The following is a 19,812-nucleotide window of genomic DNA, read 5'->3' on the forward strand; positions in this document are numbered from 1 at the left end:
ATCAACGGAAAGGGGCCCCCAACAGCGCCCCGGCCGGCGAAGAAGGACCCGAGGAGCAGGCAATGGCACGGGAACGGCGGCGGATGGCCGTGGTGGGCGCCGGAGTGGCGGGACTGACCGCGGCGCACATCCTCCACAAGGCCCACGACGTGACGCTGTACGAGGCGGACGAACGCGTCGGCGGACACGCGCACACCCACGACCTGACCGGGTCGGACGGCCGCACGCACCGCGTCGACTCGGGCTTCATCGTCCACAACCGGCGTACCTACCCGTACCTGCTGCGCCTCTTCGACGAACTCGGCGTCCCCACACAGAAGTCCGAGATGAGCATGTCCGTACGGTGCGAGGGGTGCGGCCTGGCATACGCGGGCGCCTGCGGCCCCGCCGGGCTGTTCGCCCAGCCACGGGCCGCGCTGCGCGGCCGCTATCTGCGGATGCTCGCCGAGGTGCCGCGCTTCCACCGGGCGGCCCGTGCCCTCCTCGCGCGGCCGGACACCGCGGCCCCCGAGATGACGCTGGGCGAATTCACCGCACGCGCCCGCTTCTCGCCGTACTTCCACTCCCACTTCCTGACCCCGATGGTCTCCGCCGTCTGGTCCTGCGACCCGGTGACCGCACTGCGCTACCCGGCCCGCTACCTGTTCAGGTTCCTGGACCACCACGGGATGCTCACGGTCGGTGGCTCCCCGGTCTGGCGCACCGTCACCGGCGGCTCGCGTACCTACGTCGACCGCGTCGCCAAGCGGCTCAACGCCGTGCACACCTCCACACCGGTGCGGTCCCTGCGCCGCCAATCCGACGGCGTGGAACTCCTCACCGAGGACGGCACCACCGAGACGTACGCCGCCGTCGTCATCGCCACCCACCCGGACCAGGCGCTGCGGCTGCTGGCCGACCCGACGGAGGAGGAGCGCCGTACCCTCGGCGCGTTCCGCTACTCCCGCAACCCCACCCTGCTGCACACCGACACCACGCTCCTGCCCCGCAGCAGCGGCGCACGGGCCTCGTGGAACTACCTGATGCCCTCCTGCACCGCCGACAGCGACCGGGTCACCGTCAGCTACGACATGAACCGGCTCCAGCGGCTGGATGCCCCCGACACCTTCGTCGTCACACTCAACGGCGCCGACCGCGTCGATCCGGACCGGGTCCGGGCCCGCATGGTCTACGAACATCCCGTCTACACCCCGGAATCGGTGGCCGCCCAGGCCCGGCTTCCCGCACTGTCCGGACCCGTCACCGCCTACGCCGGGGCGTACCACGGCTGGGGGTTCCACGAGGACGGCTGCCGTTCGGGGGCCGAGGCGGCGGCGGCGCTGGGGGTGGCGTGGTGAGCGCCCTCTACCCGTGCACGATCACCCATGTGCGGACCATCCCCGGCCGATACGCGTTCCGCCACCGCACCCATCTGTGGTTCATCGACCCCGAACGGCCGCCCCGGCTGCCGCGCGTCCTGCGCCCGCTGGCCCGTTTCGACGCCCGCGACCACTTCGGCGGCACCGCGCCCACCATCCGCGCCGGGCTCGAACGCTTCCTGCGCGGCCACGGCCTGGACCTTGCCGATGGCACCGTCACGATGCTCACCCAGGCCCGCGTCCTGGGCCATGTGTTCAACCCGCTGACCGTCTACTGGTGCCGGCGCCGGGACGGGACCCCGCTCTGCGTCGTCGCCGAAGTGCACAACACCTACGGCGAACGGCACGGGTATCTGCTCCGCCCGGACGCGGCGGACCGGGCGGAGACCGCCAAGGAGTTCTACGTATCGCCGTTCTTCCCCGTCGACGGCAGCTATCGGATGCGGCTGCCGGAGCCCGGCCCCCGCCTCGGCCTGACCATCCGTCTGGAGCGCGACGGAGCCCGCCCGTTCACCGCGACCGTACGCGGCACCCGGCGCGAAGCCACCCCCGCCGAGCTGCTCCGGCTGTCCCTGCGTCACCCCTGGTCCACCGTTCTCGTCTCCGCCGCGATCCGGCTGCACGGCATCCGGCTGTATCTGCGCGGGCTGCCCGTGCGGCCCCGCCCCTCCCACCGCACACAGGAAGGCATGCAGTGAACGCGCCCACACCCGCGCTGTCCGCGCACCGCACCCCCGCTCCCGACCCGGAGCGCTGGCCCGACATCGTCACGCCGCCCCGGACCTCCCGGGCACGGACCGCCCTCGCGGAACGGATCGTCCGGAGCGCGCTGGCCCGGCTGCCGCTCCGGGCCCGGCTCGCCGGCGGCGAGAGCCTGGGCCTGGGCGGCCCGCTCATGGACATCCGTGAACCGGAGCGGTTCTTCCGCAGGATCGGCGCGCACGGCCTCATCGGCTTCGGCGAGTCCTACATGGCGGGCGAGTGGGACTCGCCCGACCTGGTGGGCGTGCTGACCGTGCTCGCCGGACACGCGGCCGAACTGGTCCCCCGCCCCCTGCAACGGCTGCGCGGGCTGTGGGCGGCGCGCCGGCCCGCCGGGCACACCAACACGCCCGAGCACGCCCGCGACAACATCAGCCACCACTACGACCTGTCGAACGACCTCTTCTCCCTCTTCCTCGACGAGACCCTGACGTACTCCGCCGCGTACTTCCGCGGCTTTCCCGCCGAGCGTTCGGTGCTGCCCGCCGCCCAGCACCGCAAGATCGACCGCCTGCTGGACCTGGCCGGCGTCGGCCCCGGCAGCACCCTGCTGGAGATCGGTACCGGCTGGGGCGAACTCGCCCTCAGGGCCGCCGGCCGCGGCGCCCGTGTCGTCACGGTCACGCTCTCCGCCGAGCAGCGCGAACTGGCCGAGGCCCGCATCCGTGAGGCCGGGTTCGAGGACCTGGTCGAGGTCCGGCTGTGCGACTACCGCGAGATCGCCGGGGAGTACGACGCGATCGTCAGCGTCGAGATGATCGAGGCGGTCGGCGAGGAGTACTGGCCGGTCTACTTCACCGCCCTGGAACGGCTCCTGGCCCCTGGCGGGCGTATCGCCCTCCAGGCCATCACCATGCCGGACGACCGGATGCGCGCCGGCCGCACCACGTACACCTGGATCCAGAAGTACATCTTCCCCGGCGGGCTGCTGCCCTCCGTTCAGGCCGTGGAACGGGTCACCGCCGACCACACCTGCCTGCGGATACGGCAGCGCACCCCCTTCGGCACGCACTACGCCGAGACCCTGCGCCTGTGGCGGGAACGGTTCACCGAACGGACCGACGAGATCGACGCCCTCGGCTTCGACGCGACCTTCCGCCGGATGTGGACCTTCTACCTCGCCTATTCGGAGGCGGGCTTCCGCTCCGGCTATCTCAATGTGCAGCAACTGCTCCTGACCCGCGAGGAGACCGCGTGACCACCTCCACCGGAACTCCAGGCAGGACCGCCCCGCGCGGCGCCGCCCGGCCGCACTCCTCGCCGCGGCCGGGGTGCCGGGCCCCGGTCCGGCAGATGTCCCGGGGCACGACGGAGCCGGAGCGGTGAGCGGGTTCCCCTGGGCGGCGTTCGCCGGTGGCCTCGCGGCCTCGGCGGGCGCCGCCCTCGCCGTCATGCTGGTCACCTTCGTGATCGCGCTCGGGAAGGGCGTGCACCGCGTCGTGGACGTCGCGTGGGGGATCGCCTTCGCGGCGGTGGCGGTCGTCTCGTACGTCCTGTCGGCGGGCGGGGGCGACGACGGGCGGCGGCTGCTGGCGACGGTGCTCACCGTTGTCTGGGGCCTGCGGCTCGCCGCGCACATCGGCCGGCGCGGCCGGGGCCGGGGCGAGGACCCGCGCTACGGGGCGATGCTGGCCAAGGCCCCCGGCCATCGGGAGCTGTACGCCCTGCGGAAGGTCTACCTCCTCCAGGGCGCTCTGGTCTGGCTGATCTCGCTGCCGGTGCAGGCCGCGCAGTATCTGACGGGGCCGCCGACCTGGTGGACCTGGGCGGGGACGGCGCTGTGGGCAGTGGGTTTCGTCTTCGAGGCCGTCGGGGACCGGCAACTGGCCCGCTTCACCTCCGATCCCGCCAACCGGGGCCGGATCATGGACCGGGGACTCTGGTCGTGGACCCGGCACCCGAACTACTTCGGTGACTTCTGCGTCTGGTGGGGGCTGTTCCTGCTGGTGTGCGAACAGCCCGCGGTGGCGGGGGCGACGCTCGTGGCTCCGGTGGTGATGAGCTTCCTGCTGATCAAGGGAAGCGGGAAGGCGCTGCTGGAGCGGCACATGGCGCAGCGGGCAGGTTACGCCGACTACACGGCCCGGACCAGCGGATTCTTCCCCCGGCCACCGCGTGGGAACTGATCCTGGCGGCGGCGATGGCCGTGGCAAGGGCGATGGTGGCGGTGGCCCTGGCGGTCCGCGTGAGCGTGCGGAGATGTCGCGCCCCGGCCGACGTCACGCGTACCGGCATCACGCGCACCGGCGTCGCCGCCCCGTCGGGCGGTGACGCCGGTGCCGGTCAGGCGGGGAAGTCCATCAGGGCCACCGGGTTCGATGTGGGCCGCTCCGACCCGCCCGCCGGTTCGACGGTGATCCCCATGCCGGACGCCCCGTCGACCGGCCCGTCGAGCAGTACCGCCCCATCGGTCGCGGACGGGTTCATCAGGCCGGCGGAGCGCATCGTTCCGCTGTCGTTGAACCAGAGCTGGTACACCTTGCCGCCCGGCGGCCGGGCCATGCCCGAGGCCAGGAACACCGCGCGGTCCCGGCTCCGCGAGACGACGACAGTGCCCCGGGCGCCCCCGGCCAGCTCGCCCGAACTGGTCCTCGCGTCCGGCGCGGAGAGCACCTGGGCCAGTTGCTCGCTCTGCCGCTGGGCGCGGTCGGCCTCGTGCCGGGCATCCTGCGCCACGTGGTTCTGCCACACCGCGATGCCGCCGAACGCGGCGGCGGCCGCGACGCAGGCGGCGAGTGCGTACGCCGACCAGCGGCCGGTGCGGCCGGGGCGCTCGTCGCGGGCGGAACCGCCGCGGGCGTGGGCGGGTGGCTCCTGTCGTACGGCCGTGATCTCCCGCAGGACACGGGCGCGCAGCTCATGGGGCGGCTGCACCGACACCGCGAGACCGAGCCGGGCGGCGGTGGCCGACAGCTCCCGTACCTCCTGGGCGCAGGCCTCGCAGTCGTCCAGATGGCGTTCGAACTCGTGGCGCTCGGAATCGGGCAGCGCGTGCAGGGCATAGGCCCCGGTCAGCGTGTGCAGTTCGGCCGTGCTCATGTGCTCACCCCCAGGCAGTCGCGCAGCCGGATCAGGCCGTCACGCAGTCGAGTCTTGATGGTGCCCAGAGGTACGGAGAGGAGCTCCGAGACCTCGCGATAGGTCAGGCCCCGGTAATAGGCCAGGGTCACCGACTGGCGCTGCAGTTCGGACAGGTTGCGCAGACAGCGCCGTACCTGTTCCCTCTCCAGCCGGGTCTCGACCTGTTCGGAGACCTCGTCGAACGCGGGCGTCCGCTCCAGCAGCGCGGCCCTGTGCTCCCTCGCAGCCGAGGCCTCCGCCGAGCGGACCCGGTCGACCGCCCGGTGGTGGGCGAGGGTCAGCACCCAGTTCACGGCCGATCCCCGGGACGCCTGGAAGCGGGGCGCGGTCCGCCACACCTCGACCCATACCTCCTGCGCGACCTCCTCGGACTGGGCGGGATCGCGGAGCACGCTGCGCACCACTCCGAGTACCGGCCCGCAGACGGCGTCGTACACGGAGGCGAAGGCGTCCTGGTCACCCCGGGCGACCAGGACCAGAAGCTCCTGGAGATCGGGCCCCGGCACGGGCACTCCGCTGATCTGTACGGCTTCCTTCACGCGGGTCCTCCCAGGACGCTCATCGGTTCCAGGAGTGATTCGGAGCCGATGGCGGCGCGGATTGGTCAGCTCGCGCGATCCTTCCACGCCGCCCGGATCGCCCCGGGGCCGCCCCGGGATCGTGCGGGAGTCGCACCGCCGGGACTGAGCCGGGACCGCACCGCCGGGCGTCGGCCGTCAGCTCACCGCCGTGTCCCCGACCCGGCCGGGAACGCCGTCGCCGGGCCGGGGCGCCGCCACATCGGCGCTCTTCGCCTTCCGCACCGCGCGGAGGGTGAGGAAGATCAGCAGTCCGAACGGCGACAGCAGGATCGTCAGCACCAGCAGCGGGCCCATCACCAGGGGCGACACCCCGAGCTTCCGCGCTTCGAGGAACATCCACTGACCCAGCAGCAGATCCCAGGCGATCACCTGCGCCCAGAGCGCTCCCGCCCCGTTCGCTAGGGCCGCCAGGTCACGGAACGCATCGATGTCGGGGTTGCTCACCGCCGTCCAGAGCTCGGGGAAGACCGGCACGGCCAGCACGAGATAGACCGCCAGCACCGGCAGGACGGTCAGCGGTGAGGCGACGATCCGCGCGGTGGTGGCCCAGTTGGGCGCGAAGATCATGAGCAGCCAGAAGGGGGCCGTCAGATAGAACGTGATCTCGAAGAGTGCACCGGTCATGCCACGAGCTCCTTGTCGTAGGAATCGGAGTTCCGCCGTGCGGGTGCCGACCGCAGCGCCGCCCAGGCGCCGATCGCGGTGGCGGCCAGGATCATGCCCGCGGCCGCGAGGGTCGACCCGTCCGGGTGGATCAGCGGCTGACCGCGGAGCGCCTGCCAGGTGACCAGGGCCACGACCGCCGCGTACGTGCCGGAGGCGACGACCACCAGCCGGAAGCGCACACGCGGGTCGCGCAGCCGGGCGACCCGGGGCGCGAGCAGGAGCAGGAGGAGCAGGAAGAGCGGGATCAGCTGGAGCGCGTGCATCCCGACGAAGTGCGGAATGCGCAGGTCGCCTCCGGTCGTCGACCAGCCGGTGATCGGCATGGAGGGTCCGCCGTCCGGTACGCCGACGGTGTGCGCGCCCACCACGTCGGCGGTGTCCAGGTCACCGGCCGCGCGCTGTCCCGCGCTCGGCTGCGACATCAGGAAGCCGAACCCCGCGCCCACCAGGGCGAGCAGCACTCCCGAGCGGATCGCCCAGGCGGAGGCGCGATCGGCGATGCGGGCGCGGAGCAGCAGTACGGCGATCACCAGCGTGGCCGCCCAGAGGGTGATGACGGTGTAGGCCATCACGTCGTACAGCCTCGTATCGAACGGCGTCTCGTGATTGAAGTGGCTGCGCTTCCCGCGGATGACCTGCCCGGTGATGATGGCCATCTCGCCCAGGCTGGCCAGTACGACCAGGTTGCCGGCCCACCGTCCTATGCGACGGCCGTGCGTGAGCAGCGTCAGCATCCAGGCGAGCGCCATGCAGTACGGCACGAACGAGACGGCGAACTTGAACGGCTTGGCCCAGATCGGCGCGCCCGCCAGCATCCGGTCGTCGGCCACGAGACCCACCGCGGAGACAACCGCCATCACGGCCATCGCGGCGGAGAACAGGACCAGCGGTCGGTGCCATAAACGCCACGTCGACATAGGTAACCCCCAGGAGAGCAACGATTATGGATAGTGGGACTCCCCGCTATCCGATAGAGGGACTATCTATGATGAGGGCGGGATTTGGCAAGTACGAAAGGGCGGACACGCGGTGCGCATCGGTGAGTTGAGTCGCAGGTCCGGGGTCCCGGTGCCGACGATCAAGTACTACGTACGCGAGGGGCTGCTGCCCGCCGGGCAGCTGACCAGCCCGAACCAGGCGAGTTACGACGCCGGGCACGAGCGCAGGCTGCGGCTGATCCGGGCGCTGCTGGACGTCGGGGGACTCTCGCTGTCCGCCATCGGTGATGTGCTGGAGGCTGTCGACGACCCCGAGCAGCCGGTGCACAAGGTGCTGGGCGCGGCGGCGGAGGGCGTCACCCCGACGGACGGCGAGGAGGCGGGGCCCGAGCTGGAGGACGCCCGCGACGAGGTCGCCGAGCTGCTGGAGCGGCGGGGCTGGCACGTGGAGGAGGAGAGCACGGCCGGGGAGTCGCTGGCCGGGGTGCTGGTCGCGCTGCGGCGGGCCGGGCACGGCGGATTCACCGAGCTGCTGGACGTGTACGCGGACGCCGCCGAGCCGGTCGCCCGCGCCGACCTCGACTATGTGGCGCGGCGCGTGGCGCGCGAGGACCTGGTGGAGAGCGTGGTCGTGGGCACCGTGCTCGGTGAGGCGATGTTCGGGGCGCTGCGGCGGCTGGCCCATGTCGACGCGTCCGCCCGCCTCTACGAGGAGACGGGGACGGCGGAGGGCGGGGAGGGCCCGGCGGGCGCCGGCGCTGACGGTGCGGCGGAGGGACCGGCGGAGGATGCGGACGGGGTGGGCGTTGCCGACGAAGCGACGCCGGGCGCTCTCGACGTAGCGCCGGAGTCTTCTGACGCGGTGCCGGACGGTGCGGGGGAGAAGCGGAACGGCGTGCGCGGGCGGGACGCGGCGGCGCGGAGGTGAGCACGCGCGCCTGACACGCGAAGGCCCCGGTCACCGTGGGAAACGGCGACCGGGGTCCACGGACGAGCTGTCAGGGGGCGCACGCCGTCCCCGCGTCACGCCGCCTCCACAACCGGGGCCGTCCCCGACCGGGGCAGTGCGCGTGACCGCGACCGCGCGTTACGCGGCGCTCTCCTGCTCGCGCTCCACCTGCTCGTTCCACTCGCGCTTGACGGCGCGCCAGGCGTCGTCGTTCTTCCCGAGGCGCCAGTAGCCGGAGATCGACAGCTGCTGGAGCGGGATCTTCCGGTCCAGTCGCAGATAGCGGCGGATCTCCTTCACGAAGCCCGCCTCGCCGTGCACGAACGCCTGTATCTCGCCCTCGGGGAAGTCCAGTGCCTTCACCGCCGCGGTCAGGGCCTCCCCGACCGGACGGTCGCCGCGGTGCAGCCAGGTCACCGCCACCCCGTCGGGCGTCACGATCTTCTGCTCCTCCGAGGCGTCCGGCACCTCGATGAAGGCGTGCACCGGGGCGCCCGCGGGCATCTGCTCCAGCGCCGCGGCGATCGCGGGCAGCGCGCTCTCGTCACCGGCCAGCAGGTGCCAGCCCGCCGCGGCCCGCGGCCCGTACCCACCGCCGGGTCCCAGGAACGTCACCTGCTCGCCCGGCCGCGCACGGGCCGCCCACGGTCCGGCGAGGCCCTCGTCGCCGTGCACCACGAAGTCGATGGCCAGCTCGCGGGTCACCGGGTCCCAGGAGCGCACCGTGTAGGTGCGGGTGGTGGGCCACAGCTCACGGGGATACGCCTCGCGGATCGCTTCCATGTCGAACGGGTGCGCGTAGTCGGCGCCCTCGGGTGCGAAGCACAGCTTGACGTAGTGATCGGTGAACCCGGAGAGCGCGAAGCCGGCCAGTCCGTCACCGCCGAGGATCACCCGCACCATGTGCGGGGTGATCTGCTCGGTACGCAGGACCTGCGCACCCTGGGCCCTGGGTGCCTGCCGCTCTGCCACGAGGATCTCCCTGATCTGGACGTACGGGGGCCCGGAAACCACCGGGCCGGAGAAGTTAGGTTTACCTAAGCTAGCACCTCATGCCCGAAGTGTGGAGAGCAGTCGCTGCAGAGCGCCGCCCAGACCCCACTGGTCCGAGAGCGCCTCAAGCGCTGCCGGGTCACGCGGCTCGTCGGGCAGGGCCGGATCGAAGTCGGGCAGCGGGACGTCACCGGCGACCCGGACCACCTTCGGCGCGACGGCGACGTAATCGCGCGCCTCGTCCAGCCGCTTGCGCTGCGAGGGCGTCAGCTTCGCGGCGGGGTCGTCCACGGCGGCCATGATCCCGGCCAGATCGCCGAAGGCGTCCAGCAGCTTGGCCGCCGTCTTCTCGCCGATGCCGGGAACGCCGGGCAGGCCGTCGCTGGGGTCGCCGCGCAGCAGGGCCAGATCCACGTAACCGGAACCGTCCACGCCGTACTTCTCGCGCAGCCACGCCTCATCCGTCATCTGGAGCATCCCGACACCCTTGAGCGGGTACAGCACCCGCACCTGCCGGGCGTCGTCGACCAGCTGGTAGAGGTCGCGGTCGCCCGTGACGATGTCGACGGGGCCGGTCGCCAGGCCGGTGAGCGTGCCGATCACGTCGTCCGCCTCGTACGGCGCGACTCCCACCCGGGCGATCCCGAGCGCGTCCAGCACGTCCTCGATGATCGGCACCTGCGGGGACAGCGTGTCAGGGGTGTCCTCCTCGTCGGCCAGCCCCTCCGCCGTCTCCACCGCCACCCGGTGCGCCTTGTACGTGGGGATCAGTTCGACCCGCCAGTGCGGCCGCCAGTCGGCGTCCCAGCAGGCGACCAGGTCGTCCGGCCGGTGGTCGTGCACCAGCCGGGTGATGAAGTCGAGGAGCCCGCGCACGGCGTTGACCGGGGTGCCGTCCGGTGCGCGGACCGAATCCGGGACGCCGAAATAGGCGCGGTAGTAGAGGGAAGCGGTGTCGAGGAGCATCAGGCGTCGCGTCACACCCCCGATGATGCCGCACCCCACTGACACCGGCTCAGAGGTGAGCTGAATCACTCTTGTGTTTGGTGTGCGTAAGTGTGGGCAGGCGCGCCAGCGGAGCGGACCACGTCGCATTTTCAACCAATGCGCGTGCAGTGCGGACCGAATCCGCACCGCTCCACGGTCTGCCGGAGGGGGTGGCAGACCGTTTTCGGTTCAACGCGTGAGGTGTATGTGTCAAGGCTGCAAGCCGACCACTTGTACAAAGTGTTCGGCAGACGACCCGATCAAGCCGTGCGGAAACTCGAGAACGGCACCGGCCGAGACGAGCTGCGCGCCGACGGAACGACCGCAGCGGTGATCGACGCCTCGTTCACGGTGGAACCCGGCCAGATCTTCGTCGTGATGGGTCTCTCCGGTTCCGGCAAGTCCACCTTGCTGCGGATGCTCAACGGACTGCTCGACGCCACGGCCGGACGCGTGCTGTTCGACGGCCAGGACCTGACCGCCCTGAGCCCCCGTGAACTGCGCCACGTCCGCTCCTCCAAGATCAGCATGGTGTTCCAGCACTTTGCGCTCTTCCCCCACCGGAGCGTCCTGGAGAACGCCGCCTACGGCCTCGAAGTGCAGGGTGTGCCGCGCGCCGAGCGTGAGCAGCGCGCCGCCCAGGCGCTGGAGCTGACCGGTCTGGCCGGCTGGGAGAAGTCCTGGCCCGACGAACTTTCCGGCGGAATGCAGCAGCGTGTGGGCCTGGCCCGTGCGCTGGCCACCGACGCCGACCTGCTGCTGATGGACGAGTCCTTCAGCGCGCTGGACCCGCTGATCCGCCGCGACATGCAGGATCAGCTGCTCGAACTCCAGAAGCGGCTCAAGAAGACCATCGTCTTCATCACCCACGACCTCAACGAGGCCATGCGCCTCGGTGACCGGATCGCCGTGATGCGCGACGGGCGGATAGTCCAGCAGGGCACCGCCGAGGACATCCTGGTCCGTCCGGCCAACGACTACGTCGCGTCGTTCATCCAGGACGTCGACCGCTCCAGGGTGCTCACCGCCGGTTCGATCATGGAGCAGCCCGAGAAGGGCCGCTCGGACAAGGACCTGATCGCCGGAGCGCCCGCGACCGTGTCCGCCGAGACGCCGATCGCCGAGCTCTTCACGCCCTGCTCCACCAGTGGTGTGGCCGTGGCCGTCACCGGCGACCGGGGTCAGGTGATCGGTGTCGTGCCGCGCGCACGTCTGCTCGCCGCACTCGGCGAGGAACCGCGGGTCGAGCCCGTGAGCCCGTCCCGGTCCGACGTCAGGAAGGTGACCGCCGGTGCCTAGGTTCACCTTCGGTGAATGGGTCGAGGACGCGGTCGACTGGCTCCAGTCGAACCTCACCTGGATCTTCGACGCCATCAAGGCCGTGCTCGGCGGGATGTACGACGGCGTCAACGCCGTGCTCGGCGGCGGTGAGCCGCTGCTGATGGCCGCGATCTTCGCCGTCATCGCGTTCTGGCTGCGCGGCGCGGTTCCGGCCGTTCTCACCTTCGCGGGCTTCGCCCTGATCGACTCCCTCGCCCTGTGGGACGAGGCCATGGCCACGCTCTCGCTGGTCGTCGTGGCAGCCGTCATCACCATCGTGATCGCGGTGCCCATGGGCATCTGGGCCGCGCGGAACAACAAGGTCAGTGCCGCGCTCCGGCCGGTGCTCGACGTCATGCAGACGATGCCGGCCTTCGTCTACCTGATCCCCGGCGTCATGTTCTTCGGCGTCGGCGTCACCCCCGGCGTCATCGCCACCATCGTGTTCGCGATGCCCCCCGGCGTCCGGATGACCGAACTCGGCATCCGCCAGGTGGACAGCGAGCTGGTCGAGGCGGCCGAGGCGTTCGGCACCACACCCCGCGACACCCTGACCCGGGTCCAGCTGCCCCTCGCCCTGCCGACGATCATGGCCGGTATCAACCAGGTCATCATGCTCGCGCTGTCGATGGTGGTCATCGGCGGCATGGCGGGCGCGGGCGGTCTCGGCGAGAAGGTGTACGCCGCGATCACCCAGCTCCAGGTCGGTCTAGCCGCCGAGAGCGGTATCGCCGTCGTCATCCTCGCCATGTACCTGGACCGGATGACCGGGGCGCTCAACGAGCGGGTCTCCCCGCTCGGCCGCCGCGCGGCGGCCAAGATCGCGTCCGGTGCGCGGGGCCTCAAGGTCACCCACTACAAGCCGGGCACCGCGGTCGCGATGATCGGTGTGGTCGTCCTCGCCCTGATCGCCGGCGGGCTCAACATCGCCGGCTCGGACGACGGCAGGAGCGCCGAGGCGGGCGACAGCGCGGACGTCGGCAAGGGCCAGAAGATCAACCTGGGCTACATCCCCTGGGACGAGGGCATCGCCTCCACCTTCCTCTGGAAGGAGCTCCTGGAGCAGCGCGGCTACACGACCGACATCAAGCAGCTCGACGCCGGTCCGCTCTACTCCGGCGTCGCCCGCGGGGACATCGACTTCCAGACGGACTCCTGGCTGCCGACCACCCACAAGGACTACTGGGACAAGTACAGCTCCAAGATCGACGACCTCGGTTCGTGGTACGGGCCGACCTCGCTGGAGCTGACCGTTCCCTCGTACGTCAAGGGCATCGACTCGCTCGATGACCTCAAGGGCCAGGGCAAGAAGTTCAACGGCAAGATCATCGGCATCGAGGCCAGCGCCGGAATGATGGGCACCCTCAACAAGAAGGTGCTCAAGGAGTACGGCCTGGAGGGCGAGTACAAGGTCGTCTCCTCCAGCACGTCCTCGATGCTCGCCGAGCTGAACGCCTCCATCAAGAAGAAGGAGCCGGTCGTGGTGACCCTGTGGTCGCCGCACTGGGCCTACGGCAAGCACGACCTGAAGAAGCTCAAGGACCCCAAGGGCGCCTGGGGCAAGGGCGAGGACGTACACACCGTCGCCCACAAGGGCTTCGCCAAGAAGGCACCGCCGGTCGCCGAGTGGCTGAAGAAGTTCAAGCTCACCGAGGAGCAGCTCACCAGCCTGGAGAACGAGATCCAGACCGCCGGCCAGGGCAAGGAGCAGGACGGCGTACGCGCCTGGCTGAAGAAGTCCCCCGGCCTCGTCGACAAGCTCGCCCCGCTGCCCAAGGGCGCCGGTGGCGCCCAGCAGCAGGGCAAGGACGCGGGCAAGACCGTCAACATGGGCTACTTCCCGTGGGACGAGGCCATCGCGAGCACGTACCTGTGGCAGAACATGCTGGAGGACCGCGGCTACCGGACGACCGTCAAGCAGCTCGACCCCGGACCGCTCTACACGGGGCTCGCGCAGGGCCAGATGGACGTCCAGTTCGACTCCTGGCTGCCGACGACGCACAAGGTCTACTGGGACAAGTACAAGGACAACCTCACCGACCTCGGTTCGTGGTACGGGCCGACGTCGCTGGAGCTGACCGTTCCCTCGTACGTCAAGGGCATCGACTCGCTCGATGACCTCAAGGGCCAGGGCAAGAAGTTCAACGGCAAGATCATCGGCATCGAGTCGAGCGCCGGGATGATGGGCACCCTGAACGAGAAGGTGCTCAAGGAGTACGGCCTGGAGGGCGAGTACAAGGTCGTCTCCTCCAGTACGTCCTCGATGCTGGCCGAGCTGAACCGCTCGATCAAGAAGAAGGAGCCGGTCGTGGTGACCCTGTGGTCGCCGCACTGGGCCTACGGCAAGCACGACCTGAAGAAGCTCAAGGACCCCAAGGGTGCCTGGGGCAAGGGCGAGGAGATCCACACGGTCGCCAAGAAGGACTTCGCGAAGGACTTCCCGGAGCTGACCGGCTGGCTGAAGGACTTCAAGCTCAGTGAGGAGCAGCTGGCCTCGCTGGAGGTGGAGATCCAGAAGGGCGGCGCGGGCAAGGAGAAGGAGTCCGCCCGTCGCTGGATGGACGCCAACCCCGACGTGGCGGAGAAGCTGACGCCCGTCGGCAGCTGATTTCGGCGCCTCGTCAACGAGGGGACGGTCCCGGTGTCGCACCGGGGCCGTCCCCTTCGGCATGGCCGAAAGAACGCCCCGGGGAGGTTTCCCGCTTCTTCGCCCGTGCTCCATCTCGGCAAACGATGTGCGTAGTGTGCTGGCAACCGGGAGGATGGCCAGGCGGGAGGGAGCCCGGACATGGACGAGAAGGAAGCACCGCGAGTGGGTGCCGCGGTCCGCCGACGGCGCAGAACCCTGGGGCTGACGCTGGCCTCGGTCGCCGCGCGCAGCGGACTGTCCGTGCCTTTCCTGAGCCAGATCGAGAACGAGCGCGCCCGCCCCAGTCCCCGGTCCCTGGACCGTGTCGCCGAAGCGCTGGAGACCACGACCGCGCGGCTGCGCGCCGCCGCCGACTCGGCACGCTCGGTGGATGTCGTGCGGGCGGGCGAGGGCGACGGGGTACGCCGCGTGGTGCGCGGCCGCCACCAGCTCAGCGCCCTGGAGTTCACCGGTGAGCAGGACCTCGGGCGCGAGTTCCAGCACCGGAACGACGAGGTGATGTACGTCGTCGAGGGCGCCGCCGAAGTGGAGGCCGAGGGGCAGGCGTACCGGCTGGAGCGCGGCGACACGCTCTTCCTGTCCGGCGGTGTACGGCACCGTTGGCGCGCCACCGTGCCGGAGACCCGGCTCCTGTTCGTCGCGGTGGCCGAGAACATCGACGCCACGTACGACTCCCGCCGCTGACCGCCGCTGACCGCCGCTGACCGCCGCTGACCGCCGCTGACCGCCGCTGACCGCCTCAGGCTGCCGACCGAAGACCGCTGCCATCCGAAGGCCGTTCCCGAAGACCGCTGCCACCCGAAGGCCGCCTCGGGCCGTTGACGCAGGCAGGCAGCCCCGGCCGCCGAGAGCCCGGCGCGGAGGGCCGCGAGTCCCCGCCGCCTCCGCGGCTGCCGTACGTCCCCGAAAGGCCCGCCCGTGCGTGTCGTCTCCCTGGTCCCCTCGCTCACCGAGGCCGTCGCCGTCACCGCACCCGGGCTGCTGGCCGGGGTCACCGACTGGTGCACCCACCCGCCGGACCTCACCGCCGCCCGGATCGGCGGCACGAAGAACCCCGACGTGGCGGCCGTCGTCGCGCTGCGCCCCGATCTGGTCATCGCCAACGAGGAGGAGAACCGCGCACCGGACCTCGCCGCCCTGCGGGAGGCCGGACTCGATGTCATGGTCACCGAGATCCGCACCCTCGACGCGGCCTTCGCCGAACTGGAACGCGTCCTGGTCACCGGGTGCGGCCTCGCCCGGCCCCGCTGGCTGGACGAGGCCGAGGCCGCCTGGGCGGCGCTCCCGCCGCCGGGGACTCCGCGCCCCGCGATCGTGCCCGTCTGGCGCAGACCGTGGATGGTGCTGGGCCGCGACACGTTCGCCGGTGATCTGCTGGCCCGCCTCGGGGTGCGCAATGTCTACGCGGACCATGCCGAGCGCTATCCCCGTATCCCGCTCGCCGAGCTGAACGCGGCCGGAGCCGAACTGGTCGTGCTGCCCGACGAGCCGTACCGCTTCACCGCCGACGACGGACCCGAGGCGTTCCCCGCGCTGCCCGCCGCACTCGTCGACGGGCGCCACCTCACGTGGTACGGGCCGTCACTGGCAGCGGCGGCTTCGGCGCTGCGAGCAGCGCTCCGCTGACCAGCCCGCGCAGCGTGCGCGTCCCGGCCACGGCCCAGGCCGCCACCAGGAACACGTACAGTGCGACGGCCGGCCAGGTGAAGACATCGAGCCCGGTGTGCCGGGCCAGTCCCGCGACGCCGGTCACGCACGTACCGACCGGGAAGGTGAAGCCCCACCACGTCATCGTGAACGTCATGCCGCCCCGCACCGCCCGGACCACCATCGCGACGGCCAGCGCCAGCCACAGCAGCGCGAACCCCATCACCGGTACCCCGTACAGCACGGCGAACGCACCGAAGGCGGAGGCGTACGGGGCAGCGACCGCGCCCGGCGCCACATCGGCCAGCTGATTGACCGCGGTCGTCGACTGACCCAGCGGCCCGAGCACCAGGAACAGCGTCGGCGTCAGCGCGAGCGGCAGGGGGCCCTGGTGCACCAGCCGGGCGAAGACGACCGGCAGCACGACCACCGTCGCCAGCAGGGAAAGGCCGAACATCCCGTAGCAGGCCATCAGCAGGGCCCCACGCCACTGCCCCGCGGGCAGTTCGGGCACCAGCAGCGCCCCGAGCGACGCGGAGACCATCGGCGCCACCAACGGCAGCAGCCAGACGGGTGAGGCCGTACCGGGTTCGAGACGGTGGCGTACGACCATCAGGTACGGGACGGCGACGGCGGCGACGAGCCCGACCAGTGTGCCCGCGACGAACAGCACCGTGTTGACCGCGAGCGCGGCCTGCTGCCCGATGACGTCCTTGCCGACCACCATGGTGCCGCCGCCGACGGCGAGCAGCGCCATGGACAGACAGCCGTAGAACGGGGCGACGGCCGGGTCCAGGAGATGGGTGCGGGCCTGGTCGCGGTGGAAGATCCAGTGCCCGGTGCGGGCCGTGAGGACGGCGACGAGCAGAAGCGCGGAGAGCGCCCACACGACGGTGCACAGCGCGCGCAGACCCGGTAGGTGCGCGGGGAGCGCGACACCCGCGCTCGCGACGATCGCGGTACCCATGACGGACGCGTACCAATTGGGGCCGATGTGCCGCAGGTACGGCAGCCGGAGGGCGGCCGGGCGGGAGGCGAAGGACGACGGGGACTGCGGCTCGGTCCTGGGCTGGGTCTGCGGAAAGATGGCCATGCCACGATTCTTGGCGGTGGCACCGTCCCCCACCAGGGAGTCCGTCTCTATGAGGTCATAAGCTGGCTTTATGTCCAGCGACGCACATGTGCCCCTGTCCCACCGGGTCCCGGACCTCGGGGCGCTGGAGCTGCTGCTCGCCGTCGCCCGGCACGGCAGCCTCGGGCGGGCGGCCCGTGACGTCGGCGTCACCCAGCCCGCCGCGTCCAGCCGCATCCGGTCGATGGAGCGGCAGCTCGGCGTCGCCCTCCTGGACCGCTCCCCGCGCGGCTCCCGGCTCACCGACGCCGGTGCCCTGGTCACCGACTGGGCGCGCAGGATCATCGAGGCCGCCGAGGCGTTCGACGCGGGCGCCCAGGCGCTGCGCGACCGGCGCGACTCGCGGCTGCGGGTCGCGGCGAGCATGACGATCGCGGAGTACCTGCTGCCGGGCTGGCTCATCGCGCTGCGCGGCCAGCGCCCGGACACCGCCGTGTCGCTGCTCGCGGGCAATTCGGCGGCGGTCGCCCGGCGGCTCCTCGGCGGCGAGGCCGATCTGGGTTTCGTGGAGGGCCTGTCGATCCCGGAGGGACTGGACGGCACGGTGATCGCGCACGACCGCCTGGTCGTCGTGGTCGCCCCCTCCCATCCGTGGGCCCGCCGCCGGACGCCCCTGCTGCCCGGGGAGCTGGCCGCGACCCCGCTGATCCTGCGGGAGCACGGCTCCGGCACCCGGCAGGTCCTGGACGCCGCGCTCGCGGTGCACGGCGGGCTGGCCCAGCCACTGCTGGAGCTGTCCTCGACGACCGCCGTGAAGGGTGCGGCGGAGAGCGGTGCCGGACCCTGCGTGCTCAGCGAACTGGCGCTCGGCGAGGAGCTGTCGGCCCGCCGCCTGGTGCAGATCCCGGTCGCGGGCGTACGCCTCCGCCGCCAGCTGCGCGCCGTATGGCCCTCCGGCCACCGGCCCACCGGCCCCGCCCGCGACCTGCTGTCCCTGACGGCGCGCGACTCCCGCCCGCCCGGCGTCTGAGCGCTCCATGCCGGACCGGGGCGTCCGGCCTCCGGCGGGCGGGCCGAACGGGGAATCCGGCCTCTGGCGGGTGTCCTGGCCGAACGGGGGCTCGGGCCTGGTGGCGCGTCAGGCCCGGGTGAGGGCCGGGGCCAGGCCGGCCCCGCCCCGGTGCCGGTCGCGCTCCGTGGCCGCGGCCGCCACCAGCGCCCGCATCACGCGCAGGTCGTCACCCATCTCCGGATGCCACTGCACACCCAGCACCCACTGCGGCCCCGGGAGTTCGACCGCCTCGACGGTGCCGTCCGCCGCGTGGGCGGCGGCCGACAGCGACGGCGCGAGCCGGTCGACGGCCTGGTGGTGATAGGTCGGTACGACGGACGCCTCGGCGACCACCGACGCGTACCGGGTACCGGGCACCGGCGTCACCAGGTGCTCGCCGAGAACCCCGGTCGTGCCGGGCGGACCGCAGTGCCCGTCGATGTGCTGGATCAGGGTGCCGCCCAGCGCCACGTTCAGCAGCTGCATGCCCCGGCAGATCCCGAGCACCGGGACGCCGGACGCCAGCGCCGCGTCGAGCAGGGCCTTCTCCCAGGCGTCGCGCTCACCGGCCGGCGGACCGGTACGGGGGTCGCGCTCCGCCCCGTACAGCTCGGGCGCGACATCGGCGCCGCCCGCGACGACGAGGGCGTCCAGCCGGGCCACGGCGGCGGCGGCCCGCTCCGGCGCGTCCGGCGGCAGCAGCGCGGCCAGGCCGCCGGACCGCTGGACCAGCCGCGGGTACGCGGCGGGGAGGACGGCGGCGGGCAGCTCCCAGACGCCCCAGCTGGTCGTGGGTTCCAGATAGGTGGTGATGCCGACGAGAGGTTCGGGCACGGTGCGTTCCCTCCGGTGGGCCGCCCGCGGGCGGGCCGAAGTCAATGGTGTCACCGCATACCTTATGGCTCCGGTGCCGTCGTGCAAGGGTCCGTGGGCCGCGGTCCGGGTCCGTGGGCCGCGGCCCGTTCAGGACAGGAAGCCGCGCAACAGCGCCGCCGTGCCCGCGCAGTGTTCGCGCGTCACCGCGCGGGCCGCCTCCTCGTCCCCGTCCAGCACCGCCCCGACGAGTGCCGCGTGCTGACGCTGGGAGTGCTCCAGGTTCCGCACGAGCAGCGGTATGCAGTCCAGCAGATCGTTCACCGTGGCCCTGACCGCCGCGTACTGGGCGGTCAGCGTCGGTGATCCGGAAAGTTCGGCCAGTGTCAGGTGAAACAGGGTGTCGTGCCTGCGGTAGTCGGGCAGAGGTGTCTCGTGTGTCGCCGCCAGTGCCGTACGCAGCCGGTCAGCGCCCTCGCCGGTCAGCCCGTGCGCGGCGCAGAGTCCGGCGGCCCCGGTCTCCAGGACCTCGCGGAAGCGCAGGATGTCCTCCATGTCGACCGCCGCCACCCGGCGGCGCAGCTCGTCCTCGCCCGCCGTGCCGGTACGTGGCGTCACGAACGTGCCGCCGTAGCGCCCGCGTCTGCTCTCCACCAGGCCCTGCTCCTGGAGCACCTTCAGGACCTCGCGCAGGGTGACCCGGCTGATCCCGAGCAGCTCGGCCAGCTCGCGCTCGGCCGGCAGCCGCTCGCCGCCCGCCACCAGGCCGAGCCGGATCACCTGGAGTATCTGCGCCAGGGCCTCCTCGAAGCCGTTGCCCGCGCGGACGGGGCGCAGCACGGGCCGCAGGCGGGCCGTCGCCGGTCTCTCGCCGGATTCCTCGGTCACGTTCCGCTTCCCTTTCATTCAATGGTTCCATCCCCTACCTTAAGGCTCCCGGCCGG

The 19,812-nt window shown here is 71.8% G+C and carries 18 protein-coding genes and 1 pseudogene; 10 read left to right on the forward strand and 9 right to left on the reverse strand.

The window, feature by feature from the left end:
• The first annotated feature begins 62 nt into the window (after nucleotides 1-62).
• The 4 genes from A6A29_RS41910 (at nucleotide 63) to A6A29_RS41925 (ending at nucleotide 4,246) form a co-directional block, all read left to right on the forward strand.
• The gene (locus A6A29_RS41910; RefSeq protein WP_073729241.1) at nucleotides 63-1,337 is read left to right on the forward strand and encodes an NAD(P)/FAD-dependent oxidoreductase; all 1,275 of its coding nucleotides are present in this window, start codon (nucleotides 63-65) and stop codon (nucleotides 1,335-1,337) included.
• Entirely contained in the window at nucleotides 1,334-2,056 is a 723-nt protein-coding gene (locus A6A29_RS41915; RefSeq protein ID WP_198953581.1) for a DUF1365 domain-containing protein, read from the forward strand. The genes A6A29_RS41910 and A6A29_RS41915 overlap by 4 nt, the downstream gene beginning before the upstream one ends.
• Nucleotides 2,053-3,318: an SAM-dependent methyltransferase gene (locus A6A29_RS41920; protein ID WP_073729245.1), complete on the forward strand. Its 1,266-nt coding sequence runs from the start codon at nucleotides 2,053-2,055 to the stop codon at nucleotides 3,316-3,318. The genes A6A29_RS41915 and A6A29_RS41920 overlap by 4 nt, the downstream gene beginning before the upstream one ends.
• A gap of 124 nt (nucleotides 3,319-3,442) precedes the next feature.
• Complete coding sequence (locus A6A29_RS41925) at nucleotides 3,443-4,246, forward strand: DUF1295 domain-containing protein (protein WP_073729247.1); 804 nt, start codon at nucleotides 3,443-3,445, stop codon at nucleotides 4,244-4,246.
• Between the two features lie 157 nt (nucleotides 4,247-4,403).
• Here A6A29_RS41925 and A6A29_RS41930 read toward each other — a convergent pair whose 3' ends face one another.
• The 4 genes from A6A29_RS41930 to A6A29_RS41945 all read right to left on the reverse strand — a co-directional run bounded on the left by A6A29_RS41930 (nucleotide 4,404) and on the right by A6A29_RS41945 (nucleotide 7,365).
• Complete coding sequence (locus tag A6A29_RS41930) at nucleotides 4,404-5,159, reverse strand: anti-sigma factor (protein ID WP_073729249.1); 756 nt, start codon at nucleotides 5,157-5,159, stop codon at nucleotides 4,404-4,406.
• Nucleotides 5,156-5,740, reverse strand: coding sequence for a sigma-70 family RNA polymerase sigma factor (locus A6A29_RS41935; protein ID WP_073729252.1), 585 nt, complete (start codon nucleotides 5,738-5,740; stop codon nucleotides 5,156-5,158). Before A6A29_RS41935 ends, A6A29_RS41930 begins: the two co-directional genes overlap by 4 nt.
• Nucleotides 5,741-5,917: 177 nt before the next feature.
• On the reverse strand, nucleotides 5,918-6,406 hold the full coding sequence (locus tag A6A29_RS41940; protein WP_073729254.1) for an ABA4-like family protein: 489 nt from the start codon (nucleotides 6,404-6,406) through the stop codon (nucleotides 5,918-5,920).
• Nucleotides 6,403-7,365 (reverse strand): hypothetical protein, encoded by a 963-nt coding sequence (locus A6A29_RS41945; protein WP_073729256.1) that lies wholly within the window; start codon nucleotides 7,363-7,365, stop codon nucleotides 6,403-6,405. The genes A6A29_RS41940 and A6A29_RS41945 overlap by 4 nt, the downstream gene beginning before the upstream one ends.
• A gap of 151 nt (nucleotides 7,366-7,516) precedes the next feature.
• Here A6A29_RS41945 and A6A29_RS41950 point away from each other — a divergent pair.
• Nucleotides 7,517-8,191, forward strand: a pseudogene (locus A6A29_RS41950) (MerR family transcriptional regulator); the annotation flags it as partial.
• 282 nt (nucleotides 8,192-8,473) lie between these two features.
• Here A6A29_RS41950 and A6A29_RS41955 read toward each other — a convergent pair.
• Both A6A29_RS41955 and A6A29_RS41960 read right to left on the reverse strand, forming a co-directional pair.
• Nucleotides 8,474-9,307: a siderophore-interacting protein gene (locus A6A29_RS41955; protein ID WP_073729592.1), complete on the reverse strand. Its 834-nt coding sequence runs from the start codon at nucleotides 9,305-9,307 to the stop codon at nucleotides 8,474-8,476.
• Nucleotides 9,308-9,385: 78 nt separating this feature from the next.
• Entirely contained in the window at nucleotides 9,386-10,294 is a 909-nt protein-coding gene (locus A6A29_RS41960) for a 5'-3' exonuclease (RefSeq protein ID WP_073729594.1), read from the reverse strand.
• A 228-nt stretch (nucleotides 10,295-10,522) separates the two neighbouring features.
• Here A6A29_RS41960 and A6A29_RS41965 point away from each other — a divergent pair, with 228 nt between their 5' ends.
• The 4 genes from A6A29_RS41965 to A6A29_RS41980 all read left to right on the forward strand — a co-directional run bounded on the left by A6A29_RS41965 (nucleotide 10,523) and on the right by A6A29_RS41980 (nucleotide 15,911).
• The gene (locus A6A29_RS41965; protein ID WP_073729596.1) at nucleotides 10,523-11,614 is read left to right on the forward strand and encodes a quaternary amine ABC transporter ATP-binding protein; all 1,092 of its coding nucleotides are present in this window, start codon (nucleotides 10,523-10,525) and stop codon (nucleotides 11,612-11,614) included.
• The gene (locus tag A6A29_RS41970) at nucleotides 11,607-14,243 is read left to right on the forward strand and encodes an ABC transporter permease/substrate binding protein (protein ID WP_073729258.1); all 2,637 of its coding nucleotides are present in this window, start codon (nucleotides 11,607-11,609) and stop codon (nucleotides 14,241-14,243) included. The genes A6A29_RS41965 and A6A29_RS41970 overlap by 8 nt, the downstream gene beginning before the upstream one ends.
• 180 nt (nucleotides 14,244-14,423) lie before the next feature.
• Nucleotides 14,424-14,969 carry a helix-turn-helix domain-containing protein gene (locus A6A29_RS41975; RefSeq protein ID WP_073729260.1) on the forward strand — a complete coding sequence of 182 codons (546 nt, stop codon included), beginning with the start codon at nucleotides 14,424-14,426 and terminating at the stop codon, nucleotides 14,967-14,969.
• 234 nt (nucleotides 14,970-15,203) lie between these two features.
• Nucleotides 15,204-15,911 (forward strand): helical backbone metal receptor, encoded by a 708-nt coding sequence (locus tag A6A29_RS41980; protein ID WP_073729262.1) that lies wholly within the window; start codon nucleotides 15,204-15,206, stop codon nucleotides 15,909-15,911.
• Here the strand turns inward: A6A29_RS41980 and A6A29_RS41985 are convergent.
• Nucleotides 15,850-17,025 (reverse strand): TDT family transporter, encoded by a 1,176-nt coding sequence (locus A6A29_RS41985; RefSeq protein ID WP_073729264.1) that lies wholly within the window; start codon nucleotides 17,023-17,025, stop codon nucleotides 15,850-15,852. The two genes, A6A29_RS41980 and A6A29_RS41985, sit on opposite strands and share 62 nt — an antisense overlap.
• Nucleotides 17,026-17,095: 70 nt before the next feature.
• On the opposite strand from A6A29_RS41985, the gene A6A29_RS41990 reads away from it, so the two are divergent.
• Nucleotides 17,096-18,034: a LysR family transcriptional regulator gene (locus tag A6A29_RS41990; RefSeq protein ID WP_073729266.1), complete on the forward strand. Its 939-nt coding sequence runs from the start codon at nucleotides 17,096-17,098 to the stop codon at nucleotides 18,032-18,034.
• 108 nt (nucleotides 18,035-18,142) lie between these two features.
• On the opposite strand, the gene A6A29_RS41995 is transcribed toward A6A29_RS41990, so the two are convergent.
• Nucleotides 18,143-18,889 (reverse strand): gamma-glutamyl-gamma-aminobutyrate hydrolase family protein, encoded by a 747-nt coding sequence (locus A6A29_RS41995; protein ID WP_073729268.1) that lies wholly within the window; start codon nucleotides 18,887-18,889, stop codon nucleotides 18,143-18,145.
• A 129-nt stretch (nucleotides 18,890-19,018) separates the two neighbouring features.
• Nucleotides 19,019-19,756 carry a FadR/GntR family transcriptional regulator gene (locus A6A29_RS42000; protein WP_241838855.1) on the reverse strand — a complete coding sequence of 246 codons (738 nt, stop codon included), beginning with the start codon at nucleotides 19,754-19,756 and terminating at the stop codon, nucleotides 19,019-19,021.
• Nucleotides 19,757-19,812: the final 56 nt, after the last annotated feature.

The organism is Streptomyces sp. TSRI0281 (genome assembly GCF_001905125.1).
Taxonomy (GTDB): domain Bacteria; phylum Actinomycetota; class Actinomycetes; order Streptomycetales; family Streptomycetaceae; genus Streptomyces.